The organism is Rouxiella sp. S1S-2 (assembly GCF_009208105.1).
GTDB lineage: Bacteria > Pseudomonadota > Gammaproteobacteria > Enterobacterales > Enterobacteriaceae > Rouxiella.
This window is the reverse complement of sequence record NZ_WFKL01000001.1, coordinates 37,820-56,096: the sequence shown is the minus strand read 5'-3', so window position 1 is coordinate 56,096 and position 18,277 is coordinate 37,820. Positions and strand designations below refer to the sequence as shown.

The 18,277-nt window shown below is 51.7% G+C and carries 13 protein-coding genes and 4 tRNA genes; 13 read left to right on the top strand and 4 right to left on the bottom strand.

Translation table 11 applies throughout. From position 1 onward, the window contains the following. The first annotated feature begins 37 nt into the window (after nt 1–37). The 13 genes from rffC to GA565_RS00205 all read left to right on the top strand — a co-directional run bounded on the left by rffC (nt 38) and on the right by GA565_RS00205 (nt 13,938). A complete protein-coding gene (gene rffC, locus GA565_RS00265; RefSeq protein WP_152196921.1) occupies nt 38–745 on the top strand; it encodes a dTDP-4-amino-4,6-dideoxy-D-galactose acyltransferase in 708 nt (235 codons plus the stop codon). Between the two features lie 4 nt (nt 746–749). Continuing rightward, nucleotides 750–1,880, top strand: a complete 1,131-nt coding sequence (rffA, locus tag GA565_RS00260) for a dTDP-4-amino-4,6-dideoxygalactose transaminase (RefSeq protein ID WP_152196920.1) — start codon at nt 750–752, stop codon at nt 1,878–1,880. Between the two features lies 1 nt (nt 1,881). Further along, nucleotides 1,882–3,132 carry a lipid III flippase WzxE gene (gene wzxE / locus GA565_RS00255; RefSeq protein ID WP_152196919.1) on the top strand — a complete coding sequence of 417 codons (1,251 nt, stop codon included), beginning with the start codon at nt 1,882–1,884 and terminating at the stop codon, nt 3,130–3,132. Beyond that, a complete protein-coding gene (locus tag GA565_RS00250; RefSeq protein ID WP_152196918.1) occupies nt 3,129–4,214 on the top strand; it encodes a TDP-N-acetylfucosamine:lipid II N-acetylfucosaminyltransferase in 1,086 nt (361 codons plus the stop codon). The genes wzxE and GA565_RS00250 overlap by 4 nt, the downstream gene beginning before the upstream one ends. Beyond that, nucleotides 4,211–5,590 (top strand): ECA oligosaccharide polymerase, encoded by a 1,380-nt coding sequence (gene wzyE / locus GA565_RS00245; protein ID WP_152196917.1) that lies wholly within the window; start codon nt 4,211–4,213, stop codon nt 5,588–5,590. Before GA565_RS00250 ends, wzyE begins: the two co-directional genes overlap by 4 nt. Before the next feature lie 2 nt (nt 5,591–5,592). Beyond that, nucleotides 5,593–6,330: a lipopolysaccharide N-acetylmannosaminouronosyltransferase gene (wecG, locus tag GA565_RS00240; RefSeq protein ID WP_152196916.1), complete on the top strand. Its 738-nt coding sequence runs from the start codon at nt 5,593–5,595 to the stop codon at nt 6,328–6,330. A gap of 224 nt (nt 6,331–6,554) precedes the next feature. Then, nucleotides 6,555–7,928, top strand: coding sequence for an amino acid permease (locus tag GA565_RS00235; RefSeq protein ID WP_152196915.1), 1,374 nt, complete (start codon nt 6,555–6,557; stop codon nt 7,926–7,928). A 153-nt stretch (nt 7,929–8,081) separates the two neighbouring features. Continuing rightward, nucleotides 8,082–8,158 (top strand) — tRNA-Arg (locus GA565_RS00230). Between the two features lie 68 nt (nt 8,159–8,226). Continuing rightward, nucleotides 8,227–8,302, top strand: a tRNA-His gene (locus tag GA565_RS00225). Nucleotides 8,303–8,357: 55 nt separating this feature from the next. After that, nucleotides 8,358–8,444, top strand: a tRNA-Leu gene (locus GA565_RS00220). Between the two features lie 70 nt (nt 8,445–8,514). Continuing rightward, nucleotides 8,515–8,591 (top strand) — tRNA-Pro (locus GA565_RS00215). Nucleotides 8,592–8,860: 269 nt separating this feature from the next. Beyond that, nucleotides 8,861–11,242 (top strand): glycoside hydrolase family 3 C-terminal domain-containing protein, encoded by a 2,382-nt coding sequence (locus tag GA565_RS00210; protein WP_152196914.1) that lies wholly within the window; start codon nt 8,861–8,863, stop codon nt 11,240–11,242. A 731-nt stretch (nt 11,243–11,973) separates the two neighbouring features. Beyond that, entirely contained in the window at nt 11,974–13,938 is a 1,965-nt protein-coding gene (locus GA565_RS00205) for a hypothetical protein (protein WP_152196913.1), read from the top strand. Nucleotides 13,939–14,047: 109 nt separating this feature from the next. Here the strand turns inward: GA565_RS00205 and hemY are convergent, their stop codons facing one another. From hemY to hemC, 4 genes are read right to left on the bottom strand one after another with little or no spacing between them, the layout of a single operon-like run. Next, nucleotides 14,048–15,241 carry a protoheme IX biogenesis protein HemY gene (gene hemY, locus GA565_RS00200; RefSeq protein WP_152196912.1) on the bottom strand — a complete coding sequence of 398 codons (1,194 nt, stop codon included), beginning with the start codon at nt 15,239–15,241 and terminating at the stop codon, nt 14,048–14,050. Between the two features lie 3 nt (nt 15,242–15,244). Then, nucleotides 15,245–16,390: a uroporphyrinogen-III C-methyltransferase gene (hemX, locus tag GA565_RS00195; RefSeq protein ID WP_152196911.1), complete on the bottom strand. Its 1,146-nt coding sequence runs from the start codon at nt 16,388–16,390 to the stop codon at nt 15,245–15,247. A 22-nt stretch (nt 16,391–16,412) separates the two neighbouring features. Next, a complete protein-coding gene (gene hemD / locus GA565_RS00190; protein ID WP_152196910.1) occupies nt 16,413–17,153 on the bottom strand; it encodes a uroporphyrinogen-III synthase in 741 nt (246 codons plus the stop codon). Further along, nucleotides 17,150–18,091 carry a hydroxymethylbilane synthase gene (gene hemC / locus GA565_RS00185; RefSeq protein ID WP_152196909.1) on the bottom strand — a complete coding sequence of 314 codons (942 nt, stop codon included), beginning with the start codon at nt 18,089–18,091 and terminating at the stop codon, nt 17,150–17,152. Before hemC ends, hemD begins: the two co-directional genes overlap by 4 nt. Between the last annotated feature and the right edge of the window lie 186 nt (nt 18,092–18,277).

The following is an 18,277-nucleotide window of genomic DNA, read 5'->3' as shown; positions in this document are numbered from 1 at the left end:
GTCCTTCGTAGTATGACCTTAAGGCGCTGGGGGAAAAATGAACGATAATCTTATTCGCGGGCATCTTGAATATTTGCAGTGGGAAAGTGATTTTTTCTTCCGGCCAAGTGCCAAACTGACGCTGGATCCGGCGGCGCATCCCGTCACGCGAAGCGCGCTGAGCGCCTATCCGCTGGTGCAGGTTAAAGTATCCGCCGACCAGACCGACACGCTGGATGCACTTTATCAACTCGGGTTTCATCTGGTTGAAGGTGAGATTGATTTTTCGCTCGAGGTGAACGCCGCTGGGTTAGCCCCCAGTCAGCACCAGCTTGCCTGCGAGCGCGATATCGCTCGGGTAAGTTTGTTGGCGGGCAGTGCTTTTCAACTCAGCCGCTTTCGCGCGCCGTGGTATCAGGCCAGAGATTCGGGCCGTTTCTATGCGCTGTGGGCGGAAAAAGCGATTCTCGGTACCTTTGACACCCACTGCTTGACGCTTAACGACTCCGAAGGCCATCTGCTTGGCTTCATCACCCTGCGCCCCGTCGAGCCTCTGGTCGCCAGAGTGGGGTTACTGGCCGTTGAGCCGCAGGCGACCGGGCGCGGCGTAGGCAAACAGCTTATTAACGCGGCCAGGCACTGGTGTGCCGAGCGCGGTATCGAAAAACTGAACATTGCGACTCAAACCGGAAACATCGCGGCGCTCAATCTTTATCGCGCCAGCGGCGGTGTTCTGTCTCATTCGGCCTATTGGCTGTACAGGTAATTTTATGATCCCCTTTAACTCCCCGCCAATTGTTGGCACAGAACTCGAGTACATGCAGTCTGCGATGGGCAGCGGCAAGCTTTGCGGTGACGGTGGATTTACCCGACGCTGCCAGCAGTGGTTTGAAAAGAACTTTCGCTGTCCGAAGGTGTTACTGACCCCTTCGTGTACCGCGTCGCTCGAAATGGCCGCTATTTTGCTGGATATCAAAGCCGGCGACGAAGTGATTATGCCGAGCTATACCTTTGTATCGACCGCCAACGCCTTTGTGCTGCGCGGCGCGCGTATTGTCTTCGTCGATATTCGTCCCGACACTATGAACATTGACGAGACGCTCATTGAAGCGGCCATTACCGATAAAACGCGGGCGATTGTGCCGGTTCACTACGCGGGCGTGGCCTGCGAGATGGACGTCATCATGGCGCTGGCCGAGAAGCACGGCCTGTTTGTGGTTGAAGACGCCGCACAGGGCGTGATGTCGACCTATAAAGGCCGCGCGCTAGGCACCATCGGCCACATCGGCTGCTTTAGTTTTCACGAAACTAAAAACTACACCGCCGGTGGGGAAGGGGGCGCGACGCTGATTAACAGCCCCGAACTTATCGAACGCGCCGAAATTATTCGTGAAAAAGGCACCAACCGCAGCCAGTTCTTCCGCGGGCAGGTTGATAAATACAGCTGGCATGATATCGGCTCCAGCTATTTAATGGCCGATTTGCAGGCGGCCTATTTATGGGCCCAACTCGAAGCGGCGCAGGAGATTAACAACCGCCGTCTGGCGTTGTGGAACAACTACTATAAAGCGTTGAAACCGTTGCAGGAGAAAGGCCAACTGGTGCTGCCGACCCTTGCGCCGGGCTGTGTGCACAATGCGCACATGTTTTATATCAAGTTTGAAACCAGTGAAAAACGTGATGCCCTTATTGCCTATATGAAAGAGGCCGAGATCCTCACCGTTTTCCACTACATTCCCTTGCACTCTTCGACGGCGGGTGAAAAATATGGCTATTTCTTCGGTGAAGACGTGCATACCACGGAAGAAAGCGGCAAGCTGGTGCGTTTACCGCTGTTCTACAACATGAGCAATGCGATGCAGCAGGCGGTAATTTCAACCCTGCAGAGCTTCTTCGCCTGATATGTCGTTAGCCAAGGCTTCAATCTGGACTGCCGCCTCGACGCTGATTAAAATTGGTGCTGGGCTGGTGGTTATCAAGCTGCTTGCTGTAGCGTTTGGGCCAGCTGGCGTTGGGCAGGCCGGTAACTTTCGGCAGCTGATCACCGTACTTGGCGTGCTTTCGGGTGCCGGAATTTTTAACGGCGTCACCAAATACGTCGCCGAAAACCAAGACGACGCCGAGCGGCTAAAAGCCGTATTGGGCACCGCCTCAACCCTGATTCTTGTTTTCTCTACTGCGCTGGCGTTGATTTTTTTGGTTGCCGCTCAACCGTTGAGCGTCGCGCTGTTTGGCCACGCCGAGTATCAATCGGTGGTGCGGGCAGTGGCACTGATTCAAATGGGCATTGCCTATGCCAACCTGTTTCAGGCTATTTTAAAAGGTTATCGCGACGCGCAGGGCAATGCCTTGGCGGTGATCGGCGGCAGTCTGATTGGCCTGCTGGCCTATTACGCCTGCTTTATGCTTGGCGGCTATGCGGGTGCGCTGGTGGGATTTGCGCTGGTGCCCGCGCTGGTCGTGGGGCCTGCGGCGATAATGCTGCTGCGTCGTCGCAACTTAACCTTCAGTGCTCTGGCGCTGCGCTGGGACCGGCCATTGGCCCGCCAGTTCGGCAAGTTTACCGTGATGGCGCTGATGACTTCGGTCACTCTGCCGGTAGCCTACGTGATGATGCGTAACCTGTTGGCCCAGCATGACGGCTGGGAAGCGGTAGGGATTTGGCAGGGTGTGAGCAGTATTTCAGACGCTTATTTGCAGTTTATCACCGCCTCGTTCAGCGTTTATCTTTTGCCTACGCTGGCCCGACTGACGGATAAAAAACAGATAAGCCAAGAGATCCTGAAAGCGCTGAAATTCGTGCTTCCGGCGGTAGCGGCAGCCAGTTTTACCGTTTGGCTGCTGCGCGATTTTGCTATCTGGCTACTATTTTCTTCCCAGTTTACCGCCATGCGCGACTTGTTTGCCTGGCAGCTGGTGGGGGATGTGTTAAAAGTCAGCGCCTATATCTTTGGATATTTGGTGATAGCCAAGGCGTCGCTGCGCTTTTATTTGTTGACTGAAATCAGCCAGTTTCTGCTGCTCACGCTGTTTTCGCATTGGCTTATTCCGATGCACGGCGCACTGGGCGCAGCGCAGGCCTACATGGCCACTTACATCATCTACTTTGCGCTGTGCTGTACCCTTTTTGTTATCTACCGTAGACGAGCATGACAACGCTGATTCACGTTTTGGGATCTGATATCCCGCATCATAATTTGACCGTGCTGCATTTCTTTAATGACGTGCTGCTCGCTCACGTCCCGCGCGAGCAGGCGCAAAATTTCATGGTTGCCAGCCGCGATGCATCCGCCTTAGCGCAGTTCAAGCATTTGCACATGGAGGTGCTCGCCGATAAAAAGTCGCTGGCGCAGGCGGTGATTGCCAAAGCGCAGACTGACAAAAACTGTCGTTTCTTCTTTCATGGGCAGTTTAATCCCGGCCTTTGGCTGGCGTTGCTGAGTGGCAAAATTAAGGCGCAGCAGGTGGTTTGGCATATTTGGGGGGCAGATCTGTATGAAACCTCTGGCAGTCTGAAGTTTAAAATATTTTATTCGCTTCGCCGACTGGCGCAGGGGCGGATAGGGCACGTTTTTGCCACTCGCGGTGATTTGTCTTTTTATCATCAGCGCCACGCCCGCGTGCCGTCTTCACTGCTTTATTTCCCCACTCGCATGGACCCTGCGCTGACCTTGCCCGCTGATACGCCGTTGCCGCAGGGGGTGCCGCGCGTGCTGGTGGGTAACTCGGGTGACCCGAGCAATCGTCACATTGATGCCCTGCAAGCGCTGCATCAGCAGTGGGGCGCGGGCGTTAAGGTGATTATTCCAATGGGTTATCCTGCCAATAATCAGCCTTATATTGAGCAGGTCCGTCGCGAAGCGTTGGCGCTATTTCCCGCTGAAAACGTCGAGCTGATGATCGATTCTATGGCCTTTGCTGATTATTTAGACATGCTGAAAACCTGCTCGCTGGGTTACTTTATCTTTGAGCGACAGCAGGGGATTGGCACGCTTTGCCTGCTGATTCAGTTTGGCGTACCCTTCGTGCTGAGCCGTAAAAATCCTTTCTGGCAGGACATGGCCGAGCAAAATTTGCCGGTGCTGTTCTATGACGACGCCCTTGATGCCGCCACGCTGGTGGAAGCGCGTCGCCAATTGCTGAGCACCGACCGCCAGAATATTCAGTTCTTTAGCCCGAACTATATTCAGGGCTGGGTGCAGGCATTGCGCACGGCTGCCGGAGCATCATCATGAGTCTGGCGCAATTGGGTGGCCTGAGTGTGGTGTATGCCCTTTCTCTGCTGTTTATTTTGAGCCTGACTTACCTTGAGTTTCGGCGGGTGAGATTCAGCTTCAACCTGTTTTTCTCAATCCTGTATTTGTTGACCTTCTATTTTGGTTTTCCCCTCACCTGCGTACTGGTGTTTCAGTTTGACGTCAACGTGGTGCCAGTACCTTATCTGCTGCAGGCCATGCTCTCGGCCACCTGTTTCTACGCCATCTATTACGTGGTGTATAAAACGCGATTGAGAAAGGCACGCGACGGGCCGCAGCGTGACGTTTTCTCCATGAATCGGGTTGAAACGCATTTAACCTGGATACTAATGGCACTGGTGGCTTTCGGCACATTGGGGGTGTTCTTCGCGCACAACGGCTTCTTACTGTTTAAGCTAACAACCTACAGCCAGATATTTTCGAGTAACGTCTCGGGCGTGGCACTCAAGCGCTTCTTCTACTTCTTTATTCCGGCGATGCTGGTGGTCTATTTCCTCAAGCAGAACCGCCGCAGCTGGCTACTCTTTTTGGCCGCTACCTTTGCTTTTGGACTGCTGACTTACGTGGTCGTCGGCGGCACGCGTGCCAATATCATCATCGCCCTCGCGCTGTTTTTATTCATTGGCATTATTCGCGGCTGGATCACGCTGTGGATGCTGCTGATTGCCGGGGTAATGGCGGTGCTGGGTATGTTCTGGCTGGCGCTTAAGCGCTATAACCTCGACGTCAGTGGACCCGAGGCTTTTTATACCTTCTTGTATTTAACCCGCGACACCTTCTCGCCGTGGGAAAATCTGGCGCTGCTGCTGCAAAATTACGACAAAATTCACTTCCAGGGATTGATGCCGATTATCCGCGACTTTTACGTATTCATTCCGAGCTGGCTTTGGCACGGCAGGCCTTCGGCGGTGATGAATACCGGCAATTATTTCACCTGGGAAGTACTGGACAACCACTCGGGGCTGGCGATTTCTCCTACGCTGATTGGCTCACTGGTGGTAATGGGCGGTGCCGCGTTTATCCCGCTCGGCGCCATTGCCGTGGGGCTGATTATCAAATGGTTCGACTGGCTCTACACGCTGGGTAAAAACGCGGTTAACCCTTATAAGGCAGCGATTTTGCAGAGCTTTTGTTTCGGTGCGGTATTCAATATCATTGTGCTGGCGCGTGAAGGTCTGGATTCGTTCTTCTCGCGGGTGGTATTTTTTGCGGTCATTTTTGGCCTCTGCTTGATAGCTGCCAAGCTGCTGTACTGGCTTTTTGACGTGGCCGGACTCATTCGAATTCGCTCGGGCCGCTTGCCCACTCTGGACCCGGCTGCAGCCGCCGAGCAGTACGTGCGCGATAAAGGATAACGATGCATCCTCTTTCTATCCCCAAATACACCATTCGCGGCATTGAGCTGTGGGGCTTTCGCAATATTGACCAGTTCCGCGACTATCTCTTGTCTGAGGATGGCGTAAAAACGGGCACTCTGGTGGCGATAAACGCGGAAAAAGTGCTGACTATCGAGCGCGACGCACAGCTGCGCGCGCTTATAAAAGAAGCCGATTACAAGTACGCCGACGGCGTCAGCATTGCGGCGTCGATCCGCCGTAAGTATCCGCAAGCCGAGGTTGAGCGGGTCGCCGGAGCCGACCTGTGGGAAGCGCTGATGCAGCGCGCCGGACAGCTGGGTACACCGGTATTTCTGATAGGCGGCCAGCAGGACGTGCTCTCACAGACCGAAGCCAAACTGCGCAGCCGTTGGAACGTCAACATTGTTGGCAGCCAAAATGGCTACTTCACGCCGGCCGAGCGCGACGCGCTGTTCGAGCGAGTAAAGGCCAGCGGTGCCAAGGTGGTCACGGTTGCCATGGGGTCGCCGCGTCAGGAGATTCTGATGCGCGACTGCCGCAGAGTGTATCCCGATGCCCTCTATATGGGCGTTGGCGGCACCTACGACGTGTTTATCGGCGCGGTAAAACGTGCGCCCAAGGCCTGGCAAAAGCTCGGGCTGGAATGGCTGTACCGCCTGATTAAGCAGCCCAGCCGGTTACCGCGTCAGCTCAAACTGCTCAAGTACGTATTTTATTTTTATACTCGTCGCCTGTAACGTCTTCTGCCGGCCTGCGCGGTTGCCCAGGCCGGATCGCTTTTCTTAATATCATCCTGCCGAAATTTCGACCTGCTCCGCTATTTTGCTTATTCCCGTTTGCAACTGACTGCAAAATACGGAAACATACCGCCGTTTTATCTGCCCTAACCTTGGGAAATAACAATAAAATTCTGGAAAACCCGGAAAAGAACAAACACAACAATTTGAGAAACAGAGGACTTATGGCGAGTAGCGAAGAGAAGCAGGGGCTCCACCGAGGGTTGGAAGCCCGACACATCGAGTTGATAGCCTTGGGTGGGACTATCGGCGTAGGGTTGTTTATGGGCGCGGCGAGCACCCTTAAATGGGCAGGCCCGTCTGTATTGCTGGCCTATATTCTGGCCGGCGTATTTGTCTTTTTCATCATGCGTTCGATGGGCGAGATGCTGCATCTGGAGCCGGTCGCGGGATCGTTTGCCGTTTACGCGCACAAATATCTCGGACCTTACTTCGGCTATCTTACCGCCTGGAGCTATTGGTTCATGTGGATAGCGGTGGGTATCTCTGAAATCACCGCCATCGGCGTTTATGCCCAGTACTGGTTCCCCGAGCTACCCCAGTGGATACCCGCGCTGGCAGCCGTAGCTATCGTAGCTGCTGCTAACCTGGCGGCGGTCAAGCTCTACGGCGAAATGGAGTTCTGGTTTGCACTGATTAAAATCACCACCATTATTGTGATGATCGTCGTCGGTCTGGCGGTTATTTTCTTTGGCTTTGGTAATCATGGGCAGGCAATCGGTTTCGATAACCTGACTGTACACGGCGGCTTCTTTGCCGGAGGCTGGAAAGGTTTCCTGTTTGCGCTCTGTATTGTGGTCGCTTCTTATCAGGGCGTTGAGCTGGTGGGGATCACCGCCGGTGAAGCCAAAAATCCGCAGGTCACGCTTAAACGGGCAATCAACAATATCCTGTGGCGTATTCTGATTTTTTACGTCGGCGCGATTTTTGTCATTATTACTCTCTTCCCGTGGAATGAAATGGGCACCCACGGCAGCCCGTTCGTTTTAACCTTTGCCAAGGTTGGGATTACGGCAGCGGCCGGTATTATCAACTTTGTGGTGCTGACCGCGGCGCTTTCCGGCTGTAACAGCGGCATGTATAGCTGCGGGCGTATGCTCTATGCGCTGTCGCAGAACCGTCAATTGCCGGCATTTTTGTCGAAAGTCTCGGCCAGCGGTGTGCCGGTTTACGGTATCGCGATAACGATTCTGTGCTTGCTGGTGGGTTCTGCCCTGAATTACCTGATCCCCAATCCCGAGCAGGTGTTCGTTTATGTCTACAGTGCGAGCGTATTGCCGGGCATGGTGCCGTGGTTTGTGGTGCTGGTGAGTCAACTGCGTTTTCGTGAAGCGCATCGCGAGGCGCTGAAAAGTCATCCGTTTAAATCTATTTTGTTCCCTTACAGCAACTATTTGACGCTGGCTTTCCTGATTTGCGTGCTAATTGGGATGGCAATTAACCCGGATACACGAATTTCTTTGCTGGTTGGCGGTATTTTTATCGCGGGCGTCTCACTGATTTACCGGGTTCTGGGGATGAGTCGCCACAGCCACTAGGGTCTTTTTAGGGAAATAAGTGGGGGTGGGGTGGTTGATATGCCTACTTTTAGTGCGTAATGCGCAATTCGTAACCAAACGAAACTTTTTAAAAAAAAAGCACTAGACAGTATGGCGGTTAAGCCGTAGTATCCCCACCCGCAACGGCGCTAAGCGCCCGTAGCTCAGCTGGATAGAGCGCTGCCCTCCGGAGGCAGAGGTCTCAGGTTCGAATCCTGTCGGGCGCACCATTGACCTCGGTCGGTTTTGCGCAAAGAGTTGCGGTGTTAGTTTCGGTACGTGAAGTAAAGATACGATGGTGGCTATAGCTCAGTTGGTAGAGCCCTGGATTGTGATTCCAGTTGTCGTGGGTTCGAGTCCCATTAGCCACCCCACTTCTTCCTTTAAAAGAAGAATGTGCGAGTAGTAAAGAGTAAAGTTTGTGACTGTGCGAAGGTGGCGGAATTGGTAGACGCGCTAGCTTCAGGTGTTAGTGTTCTTACGGACGTGAGGGTTCAAGTCCCTCTCTTCGCACCACACAAAACTTTAAAAGCTCTGAGCGTAACCAGAAAGACAGGTTGTAACAGTAACAGTAAAAGCAGTACATCGGCGAGTAGCGCAGCTTGGTAGCGCAACTGGTTTGGGACCAGTGGGTCGGAGGTTCGAATCCTCTCTCGCCGACCAATTCGAATAAAGAGCCCTGCAGAAATGCAGGGCTTTTTGTTTTCTATCGTTTCTGATTGTTTAATCTCTTCTACTTCCCCCTCAAATATTTTCTCAATCACGCTTAAAATTCTTTACCCTGCGGTACAGATCACTGCAAAGCCTCCCTCATAAAAGCTATAACCAATTGGTTCATAAGAACAGTTCACCGAGTGATTCGTGCAAAAGGCTCACTGGAATGGAATCTTAAATATTTCTTATTTCTAGAAATACTTCGCTAAGGGAAGAGTATGAAGATCAATAAAATTGGCCTGTTAACCGCCTTTACCCTGTTGTCTGCCCCCGCACTGGCCGTGCCGCAGTTAACCGATGCCGCCTCAATACCTGCCGTAGTTTCCGCCATGACACTGCAAGAGAAAGCCGCCTTTGTGTCGGGTACCGGTATGAACAACGCGACGAACGTTGCCGGTGCGGCAGGCTCAACGCTGGCAATCCCACGTTTGGGTGTTCCACAGATTGTCTTTGCCGATGGGCCAATTGGTGTGCGGTTAGGCGCTGGTCCGACCGGCGGCGAGAAACGTTTTGCCACCGGATTTCCAGTATCCGTTGCGATGGCCGCCACTTGGGACCCGGCTCTTATTCAGCACGTAGGCGGCGCTATTGGTGAAGAGGCCAGGTCCTACGGTGTTGATTTGATGTTAGGACCCGCCATTAACATTCAGCGCAACCCGCTTAATGGCCGTAACTTCGAGTATTTCACCGAAGATCCCCTTCTTAACGCCATGATTACTGCCGCCTATATTAACGGGATGCAGGCAGAAGGCGTCGGGGCGGTGGTCAAACATTTTGCCGCTAACAACCAAGAAACGCGCCGCCAAACGGTGAACGAGATTATTTCTGACCGCGCACTGCGCGAGATCTATTTCCCCGGTTTTGAATATGTCATGGATCACGCCCAGCCGTGGGCAGTGATGAGCTCTTATCCGGCCATTAACGGCACGCCTTCGTCGCAGAATCCTTGGTTGCTGAAAGAGGTCCTGCGCAAGCAGTGGAAATTCAACGGCTTCGTGATGTCCGATTGGTATGGTGTGACCGATCCAGTGAGGTCATTGCTGGCGGGCAATGATCTTAATATGCCCGGCGGCCTGTCTGAAAAGGAGACGCCTTTTCTACGCCGTAACACCGACCCTAAAGAGGTCGTGTTGGCAGCATTGAATTCCGGTGAAATCACTCCGCAGCAGATAGACGAAAATATTAAAAATATTTTAAATATCATCATCAAGACCCACCGTTTTAAAACACATTCTGCGCCTGTCGCCGCTGCGATTGGCGATCGCTCAGCGTTGGCGCGTCAGGCCGCAGCCGATTCGATGGTTTTGCTGAAAAACCAGTCGCAGACCCTGCCAGTGCCGGCCAATCTGCGTATTGCCGGCTTTGGCCATAATATTGATAATTTCTACGTGGTGGGCGGCGGCAGCGCCGAGGTCAATATTGATCCCAAGCGTCTGGTGACGCTGCCGCAGGGGCTTAAAAACGCCGGTCTGACCCTGATAGACAACCTGGGAGGGCATAAGCTGGATGAGCAGGCCAGTGACGACATCATTAACCGTGCCGCGCAGGCAAGCGACATGGCGTTGATATCTATTGGACGCAGCTCCACTGAAGGTGCAGATCGCTACTCAATGGCTATGCACGGCGATGAAGTTGCGATGATTGAAAAGGTGGCGGCAGCTTTCCATCGGCAACATAAAAAAGTCACGGTGCTGCTTAACGTAGGGTCACCGATTGAAATCAATGGCTGGGAGGACAACGCCGATGCCGTTCTACTCACCTGGCAGCCCGGTGAGCAGGCAGGTAACGCAGTGGCAGACATCCTGACCGGTAAGGTCAATCCTTCCGGCAAGCTGCCGCTGACGTTTCCAAAACGCTTAGAGGACTCGCCGAGTTACGGCAATTATCCGGGCAACGCTAAAACCGTTAACTACGGCGAAGGTATTTACGTCGGTTATCGTTATTTTGATACCCGCCGCATTGCGCCGATGTATCCCTTTGGCTACGGGCTCTCTTACTCAATCATTGAGTATGGAAAAATCACACCACAAAGTCCGCAGTTTAACATTGATAAGCAGGGCAGCGTCCAGGTCAGCATTTCCTTGAAAAATACTTCCAAGATAGCCGCCAAGGAGGTGGTACAGCTTTATGTGCATGATGACGCTTCACGCCTCGATCGGCCGATGCAGGAGTTAAAGGCTTTTCAAAAGGTGAGCCTCCCCGCCGGCGAAGAAAAGAGTGTGACCTTTAGTCTGGATAAGCGTGCTTTCTCCTATTATGACGCGGATAAAGGCGACTGGGTGCTTGAACCCGGTAAATTCACGCTGCGTATTGGCAGTTCATCGCGTGATATTCGTGTTGAAACACCGTTATTAGTCATTTCAAAAACGCCGGCATTTTCTTTTAATACGCCGTGGATTGACATTCAAACCTATGAAAAAGCAGCCACTATTGTTGCCAGTGTCATAGGGGATGATGCAACCAATGCCTGGATTGAGGGCAGTTCAACGCTGGGTGAAAAGCTCGATGAGGCGCTGAAACTAAACCCCGAGTTTGCTCAAGACGCGTCAAAATTACAGGATGAAAAACAGGCGATTCTCAAGCAAGTCAATACGCTGTAATTTTTTGGCGACACAATGATTTAACTCACTGTTTTATAATTATATATTTACTTTAAAAGAGAAGGTTAGACAGTTATTCCTCGCGAGTAGGGGGGTGACTGTCGCTGTGGGGAGACATTTAACCCATTGTTATTGTTGAGTTAATTTTTAACAGATCCAAGCTGTCTCTTCAGGGCGACACTCTGTGCAAGGTATTCGGCAAACGGAATGCTGGAAAGGCTCGTCGCCTAAATTAATATAAAAATATTATTTTTTAAATATGTTGTTTATCAATGATTTACTTTAATTCCTGCGTTGAGTTTATCCTTTTTTTAAATCTGGCACGCGTCATGCATTGTCTGTTGTGTAGATGCTCATTCCACCCTCTTATGACTGCGTAGCTTCATAAACCTGGGAATGATGCAGAGCCAAATTACAGTGTCTCTTGTCTATCTGACCGATAACCTTGTGGTTATCAACCAGCAGGCAATACGTTGAGTGTGACACTACCCCTGTTGTCTAAGACCTGATTGTTTTTACACTTGCCTCTCCGGCAAGTGTTTTTTTTGTCTGTAATTTCAACTTCACTTTCTTTTTTTGCGTTTATTAAATATTTAGATGTTCTTAATAAAGAATAAATAGATATATTTTGTTACATGCGTCGCTTATTATTCCTATTAATTACTAAAGGCGAGTTTTGTCAATTAATTTTTATTGAGCCAATGGAAAGTATTTAATAAGGAATTTTATCTGTGAGAAGAAAACGTGTTGGAATAAGTTTAACATCTTTGCTAGCCGTCTCATTATTAACTTCAGTGAGCGCGATAGCTCAGGGAGTTGGGCAGGCGCTAAAACCGCTGTGGTCGGTAGACTTTGACCAAACGATCGATAAGGTTGTCACCACAGGCGACGGTACAGTGGTAGCTTTCGTGACCGGCATAGAAAAATATAAGTCTGCTCCGGGATTTCACGTCGTTGATCGGAGTGGCCATGTTCAAACTTCGGTATATAATGAACAGGGTGTCAGGCGTACCCAAGTGAAGCCTTTCATCGGCAAAGATAACGGAATTTATATTCCGTCCACTAAAGATAATCATTCAGTTATATCAAAATATATCGCCGCGGATAATTATCAGGTGGAGGATTTTATTTTTCAGGCGCCAAAGACAAATGATATTAATGGGGTCCTATTTAGTCCGGATTATAGAACAATTTATGTGATGACGCCCCACGGAAAAATTACAACTAGCGGCATCTATTCTACAGGTAGCAGCATCTATGCACTTAAATTAAGCGCTTCTTCGTCCGGAATGTATCCATTATGGCGGGAAAATATTAACGAACATATAAGTTATATTACGCTTAATCATGATGGAAGCCAGATTTATGCTTCTGATTACCCCAATCATGCCTATTTTTTAAATACCGAAAAGGGAGAGAGTAGCCGAGTAGCTGATACGCAGATTGGTGGCATAAGTTTTACTCAAGACGACCAAGGCTATCTCTATGGTCCGATAACTACTGCGGGCAGCGCTGTAGTTAAGTTCCATCCGTTTAATAATCCTGCGGTTAAACAGTGGACGTTTGACAGTAAGCAACTGTCGCCTTCGTTCCGAGAAAGAAACTATATTCTCGGCCTTGAGGGTCAGCTCTACGAATCTTTCTTCAATAAAATCTATGCTATCGACACTAAAACGGGCAAAGAGCTTTTCCAAATCGCGCTACCGATAGACGAGGGTAAAAACAATGCGTTCACCGGCAAGTTGGCTATCGACACACAAACCGGGTGGGCCTATACCAGTTATATTCAAACGACGCCCGAGCCGCTGGTTAGCGTAATAGGTTTTTCACCCGACGGTAAGCAAAGTAAAACGCTGCTTGTACGTAAAGGTAAAGCTGAAACGATGTCTGCGCCGGCTATTTCGAATGGCTTGCTCTATGTCAGCGTCGATAACACCTTATACAACTATGGTCTGAACGGCCAAACTGCCGTCACGCCCGTTGAGATGGTCGACATTAAGCAAATTGAAGCCAAAGACCTGCCGCAAAAACCGCATAATATTGCCTGGGAAGTGCGCGATGAGAAAAATAATCTCGTTGAGCTGGGCAGTGTAAACATTGATGGTATCGATCCTATGCTGCTCGACAAATATCGCTGGCCGTTGTTGGTATCGGAAGCTATTAACAACAGTAAAGGCATGCTCAAGGCCGGTGTTAAGAATGAAGCTGACGAGATTAAGCCGATTGCCAGCCAGTCGCGCAATCATCTGTGGCTGCCTGATTTTTATCAGGCAAAAGGGTATACCGCCAGCCTGACCACGACTGAAACTGAGCTTAGGTATGATCCAGTGTGGGTACTTAATACAAAACCTTCAGCAATTATTACCAAAGAGGGTGATGATTTACCTGTGGGATCGACCATTGTGCTTAACGTTAATGATTCTGCTACCCAGCAAAAGAGTGAGCATACTTTCACCGTGACGCGTTCAAGCCGATTCCTTTGGGCACAAGACTTTGCGGCATTTATTAATAAAGAGGTGGGAGAGTTAGGTGTGAGTGCCGGTGAAAAGTTTAGCAACGGCAATTCACTGGCATCCCCATTAACTAGCCAATATCGTAACAAGCTGTGGGTTAAGGCTACAACAAAGGACGATATAACAACATCGACGCTGAATGTTACTTATAAAATAAATAAACGCTTAGCAGATAACAAATAACCCGTGAACGAACAGTCAGTTATTTTCCGTTGGATATAAAAAACCCCGCCAGGTTGGCGGGGTTTTTATTGGACGCGACGAATATCATCGTTAACCGCAATCGGGCTGATTACTGCTGCGAATTATTAATCGTCAGCATCAGTCCTTGATGACGCATTTCCGCAGCCTCTGCCGGCTTATGCAGTTTATCCAACGCATCCGCCAGCCAGGCAAAATCGTAGGCATCCGGACGTTGTTTAAGCGCCTCACGGAACGCGTCACTGGCCTGCAACCATTCCCCGTGCTTGAGCAGAATCTGCCCCAGCGTGCTGTTCAGCAGCGGCGTAGCGCCGTTTTGCTTAATAGATTGACGCAGGAACTTTTCAAGCTGCTCCGGATTGCCAGATTTCAGCTTCGGCATCAGCGCCACCAGACGTTCGTCGTACTGGCGTTTCAGCCCGTCGAGAATAACCTCCTGAGCCAAATCGTGGTCGTTGCACTGAATCAGATGGATTGCCATCGCCACCTGCAAAGCAGGCTCATGGCGGGTTTTACGGCTCTGATCCTTCCACCAGCGCTTAAGCCCTTCGCTGCCTTCTTCCGACATCAGCTGGTCCATCATCCCGACGTAGGCTCTTTCCTGCACGACCTGCAGCTGCTCATCGTCATAGATGTCGGCTTTTGCCATTGACGGTAAAATTTCCATCAGCGACCCATAGGCACCGGTGCGCATATAGGCCTGTTCAGCCAGACGCAGTATTTCCGGGTGTCGAGGCGACAGGGCAATCAGGCGGTCGACGCCGTGACGTGCTGCATGAATTTCTCCCTGCGCCAGTTGAATACGCACGCGGGTGATGTCCACCGGCAACTGGTCAGTATCAGCAATCTCGGCGGCGCGCTCTAGATACTGATTGGTGCGAATCTCGTCGCCACGCTGCGAGGCCGCTTCGGCAGCGAGCAGATAGTTAACCATCGGCTGTTCGGCGTGATCGGCATTGCGCGCCAACAGTTTTTCCATCTGGCGATGGTCACCCTCGGCCAGTTTGATCATGGCGCGCTGAGTTTGCTTGCGTGCTTTTGAACGTTTACGGCCAACAAACCAGCCGCGGGTGCGTGCGCCAGTGCGGAACAGGCGACGCAGTATCCATTCAATAAAGAACAGCACCACAAACAGCAGAATGGCCATAATAACCAAGCCCGTAACGCTGGTTTCAACGTTGTAATTGTCAGTCTGGATAAGCACATAGCCCTGATGGCCCGCGAGCATTGGGCCAACGACAATCCCGGCAATGACAATCAAAAACAGTATGAGAACACGTAGCATGCGTTATTCCCCCTGTTTGGCGGTGGTCGCGGCCGCGGGCTGCTGAAGCAGGTTACGCACGCGCGTTTGCATCAGTTTATCCAGCATTGGCTGGCTTTTCAGCTGGTCTGGTACGTCCATCGAAATAGACTGCTGGCTCAGGGTATCGAGGTCGGCCAGAAATGCTTTGGTCGTTGGGTCCGAGGTATCAAAATAGGCGCGAACCCAGGTCGATACGGTTTCCAGCGACTGTTTGTAGATTTCATTCTGATGGCGCGGCACGGCCTGCGCGGCAATCAGCAGACGAGAGCGGATGTTTTCGCGCAGATAAACGTCCTGATTCGGTGCCAGCAAAGGTTCTGCACTGGTATCACGGCGGCGGATAGTAATAAAATCCGACATAAAGCTGTGCCAGCTTTTGCTGAGATTTTGACGCCATTCGGTCAGAGAGCTGGAAAGCTCGCCGCCGTCACTGTCCATCGGTGAATCATCGGTGTCGTTGTCGGCCAGACGCAGATTATCTACCTGATTGGAAAGCTGGTTAACCTTCAAAATGATGCCGTCGAAATCAACCTGTGTCACCGCGGAAAGGCTGCCGACGTCTTCATTAATGGCCTTACGTACTTCAATCAGGCTGGGGTCATTCATGTCTGCCAGGCTGGCATCGGCGCTTTTCAGCAACGCGGCCGCCGTGGTGACGTCCTGATCGCTCCACAGTTTTCTACCGGCCAGTTTCACCAAGAAATCGGCCTGTGACAGCATCCAGGTTTTGGCATCGCTGCCGGAGATGCTGGCGACTTTGTCCTGCAGCTCGCTTAACTGGCGGCTGAATGAGGCCTGCTGGCGCGAGGCTTCCTGCAGAGATTTGTCTTGTTGGCCGAGCAGGGTGTCAATTTGCTGTTTGTCCTGCTGTTGGCTGCTTTTGAGGCTGGCGATTTGCGCCTGCAGTTCCTCATTGCTCGCCGCGTCAGCCTGCGCCTGTTGGTGTCCGTGATAATAAATACCCACGCCGAGAGCAATCACCAACACAATGGCAATGGCACCCAAGATTGGGCCCGTACGTTTTTCCTTTTGTACGGTTTCACGAAAAGCAGCATCTGGCTGTTGGGGGCTCTCAACCGCAGTTGTTGTATCTTCTACCTTTGCGGAAGGATTTTTTTGTTCCGTCATCTGGGCACATCCCTTAGTCAGGTTATTTTAATGCACGGATCAGCGCATCATTATCTGCGTTCTCTGCAACCCTAATAGATTGCCAGCCAAGTTGGCGGGCCAGGGTCGCCAAACGTTCGCTAACTACAATCAACGTACAGCCTAAAAGCCAGGTTGTTCGATAGTAGTCAGGAACTAACGTATATAACTGTTGTAACATTTCTCCGCTGGTGACCACCAAAGTGTCGATTCCCGCCCGCTGCCAGCTCGAGCTTTGCTCGCTCGGGTCGTAGTGAAGCGGACTGCGCCTGTAGCACTCGCAGTAGCTGACGTTAACGCCGCGCTTGCGCAGCGTGTCGGCCAGCAACTCCCGGCCACCGTTGCCACGCAATATCAACGCATTTCTGCCTTGAATCGCCTGCAGCGCCGGTAACTGCAGCAGGGTTTCACTGGTTTCGCCATCCTGAGGATAAACAATCGGCAAGCTGGTTGCGCGATGCATCAGCAAACCGGTTGTTCTTCCTATAGCATAATAGCTTACAAAATCAGGCCAGTGTTGAGTCTGCTGTTGCAGCGCGCGGTTAGCATAGTTCACCGCATACTGTGACAGGACGAAAATCATGTCCTGAGGACCTAGAGAGGATAGCATTCCAGGGAGCTGCGAAAGCTCGCTTCCTGGCGCAAACTCTATTAATGGAGAGTGATAGGCAACCCTGCCCAGCGTGCGCAGCCGGGCAACGAGCTGTTCTCCCGAGGGAGAAGGGCGGGTCACCAGAATGGTCATTTTGGCGCATTACCCTGATAAACATCTTGCAGGATTTCGCGCGCGCCACCGGCCAGCAGCTCTTCTGCCAGGTCGATACCCATGCTTTCAGCTTCAGCACTCGGGCCACGACGTTCACCGCGCACCATTTGGCTGCCGTCAGGTGAACCTACCAGCGCCCGCAGCCACAGGGTATCGCCTTCAAGCTCGGCGTAGCTGCCGATAGGAACCTGGCAGCCCCCTTCAAGGCGCATATTCATCGCCCGTTCTGCGGCCACCCGTCGCGTGGTTTCAGCGTGCGCCAGCGGTGCCAGAAGTTCGCGGGTGCGCAAGTCGTCGAGACGGCATTCGATACCCACGGCGCCTTGTCCAACGGCCGGCAGACACTCTTCAGGCGTGAGTGCTGTGCGAATGCGTGATTCAAGACCCAGGCGCTTTAAACCGGCTACCGCGAGAATAATAGCGTGATACTCACCTTTATCCAGTTTGGACAAGCGAGTACCGACGTTGCCGCGCAAATCGCGGATTTGTAGATCAGGACGCTGTTCGCGCAGCTGACACTGACGACGTAGGCTTGAGGTACCAACAATACTGCCGAGGGGCAAATCGTCGAGGCTGGCAAATTCATTGGACACAAAAGCGTCACGCGGGTCTTCGCGTTCGCAGATGGTGACCAGTCCCAGTCCTTCAGGAAACTCAACCGGCACGTCTTTCATGGAGTGCACCGCGATATCCGCGCGTCCATCCAGCATCGCCAGCTCGAGTTCTTTAACAAACAGACCCTTACCGCCAACCTTGGCCAGCGGTGTATCAAGTATGATGTCGCCTTTGGTCACCATCGGCACTAATTCAACCTGCAAATCAGGGTGAAATGCCTTGAGTTGGGTTTGCACATATTGTGCCTGCCACAGGGCCAACGGGCTTTGACGTGTAGCAATTCGGATGATTTTGTCTAACATGTTTGTTACCGTTTTTTTATTTCACAGACCATCCTACCACCTACTGTGGAAGCGTGTCAGCGTTCAGGGGAGTAACAACGGGTAAACAGGGAAATTTGTGGCATGGCGATTCAGGAAGTAAAATGTATAGAGATACAACAGTCATTGTGGTGCGTTACTTCCTTTACGGTCAAACAGCAAGGTGTT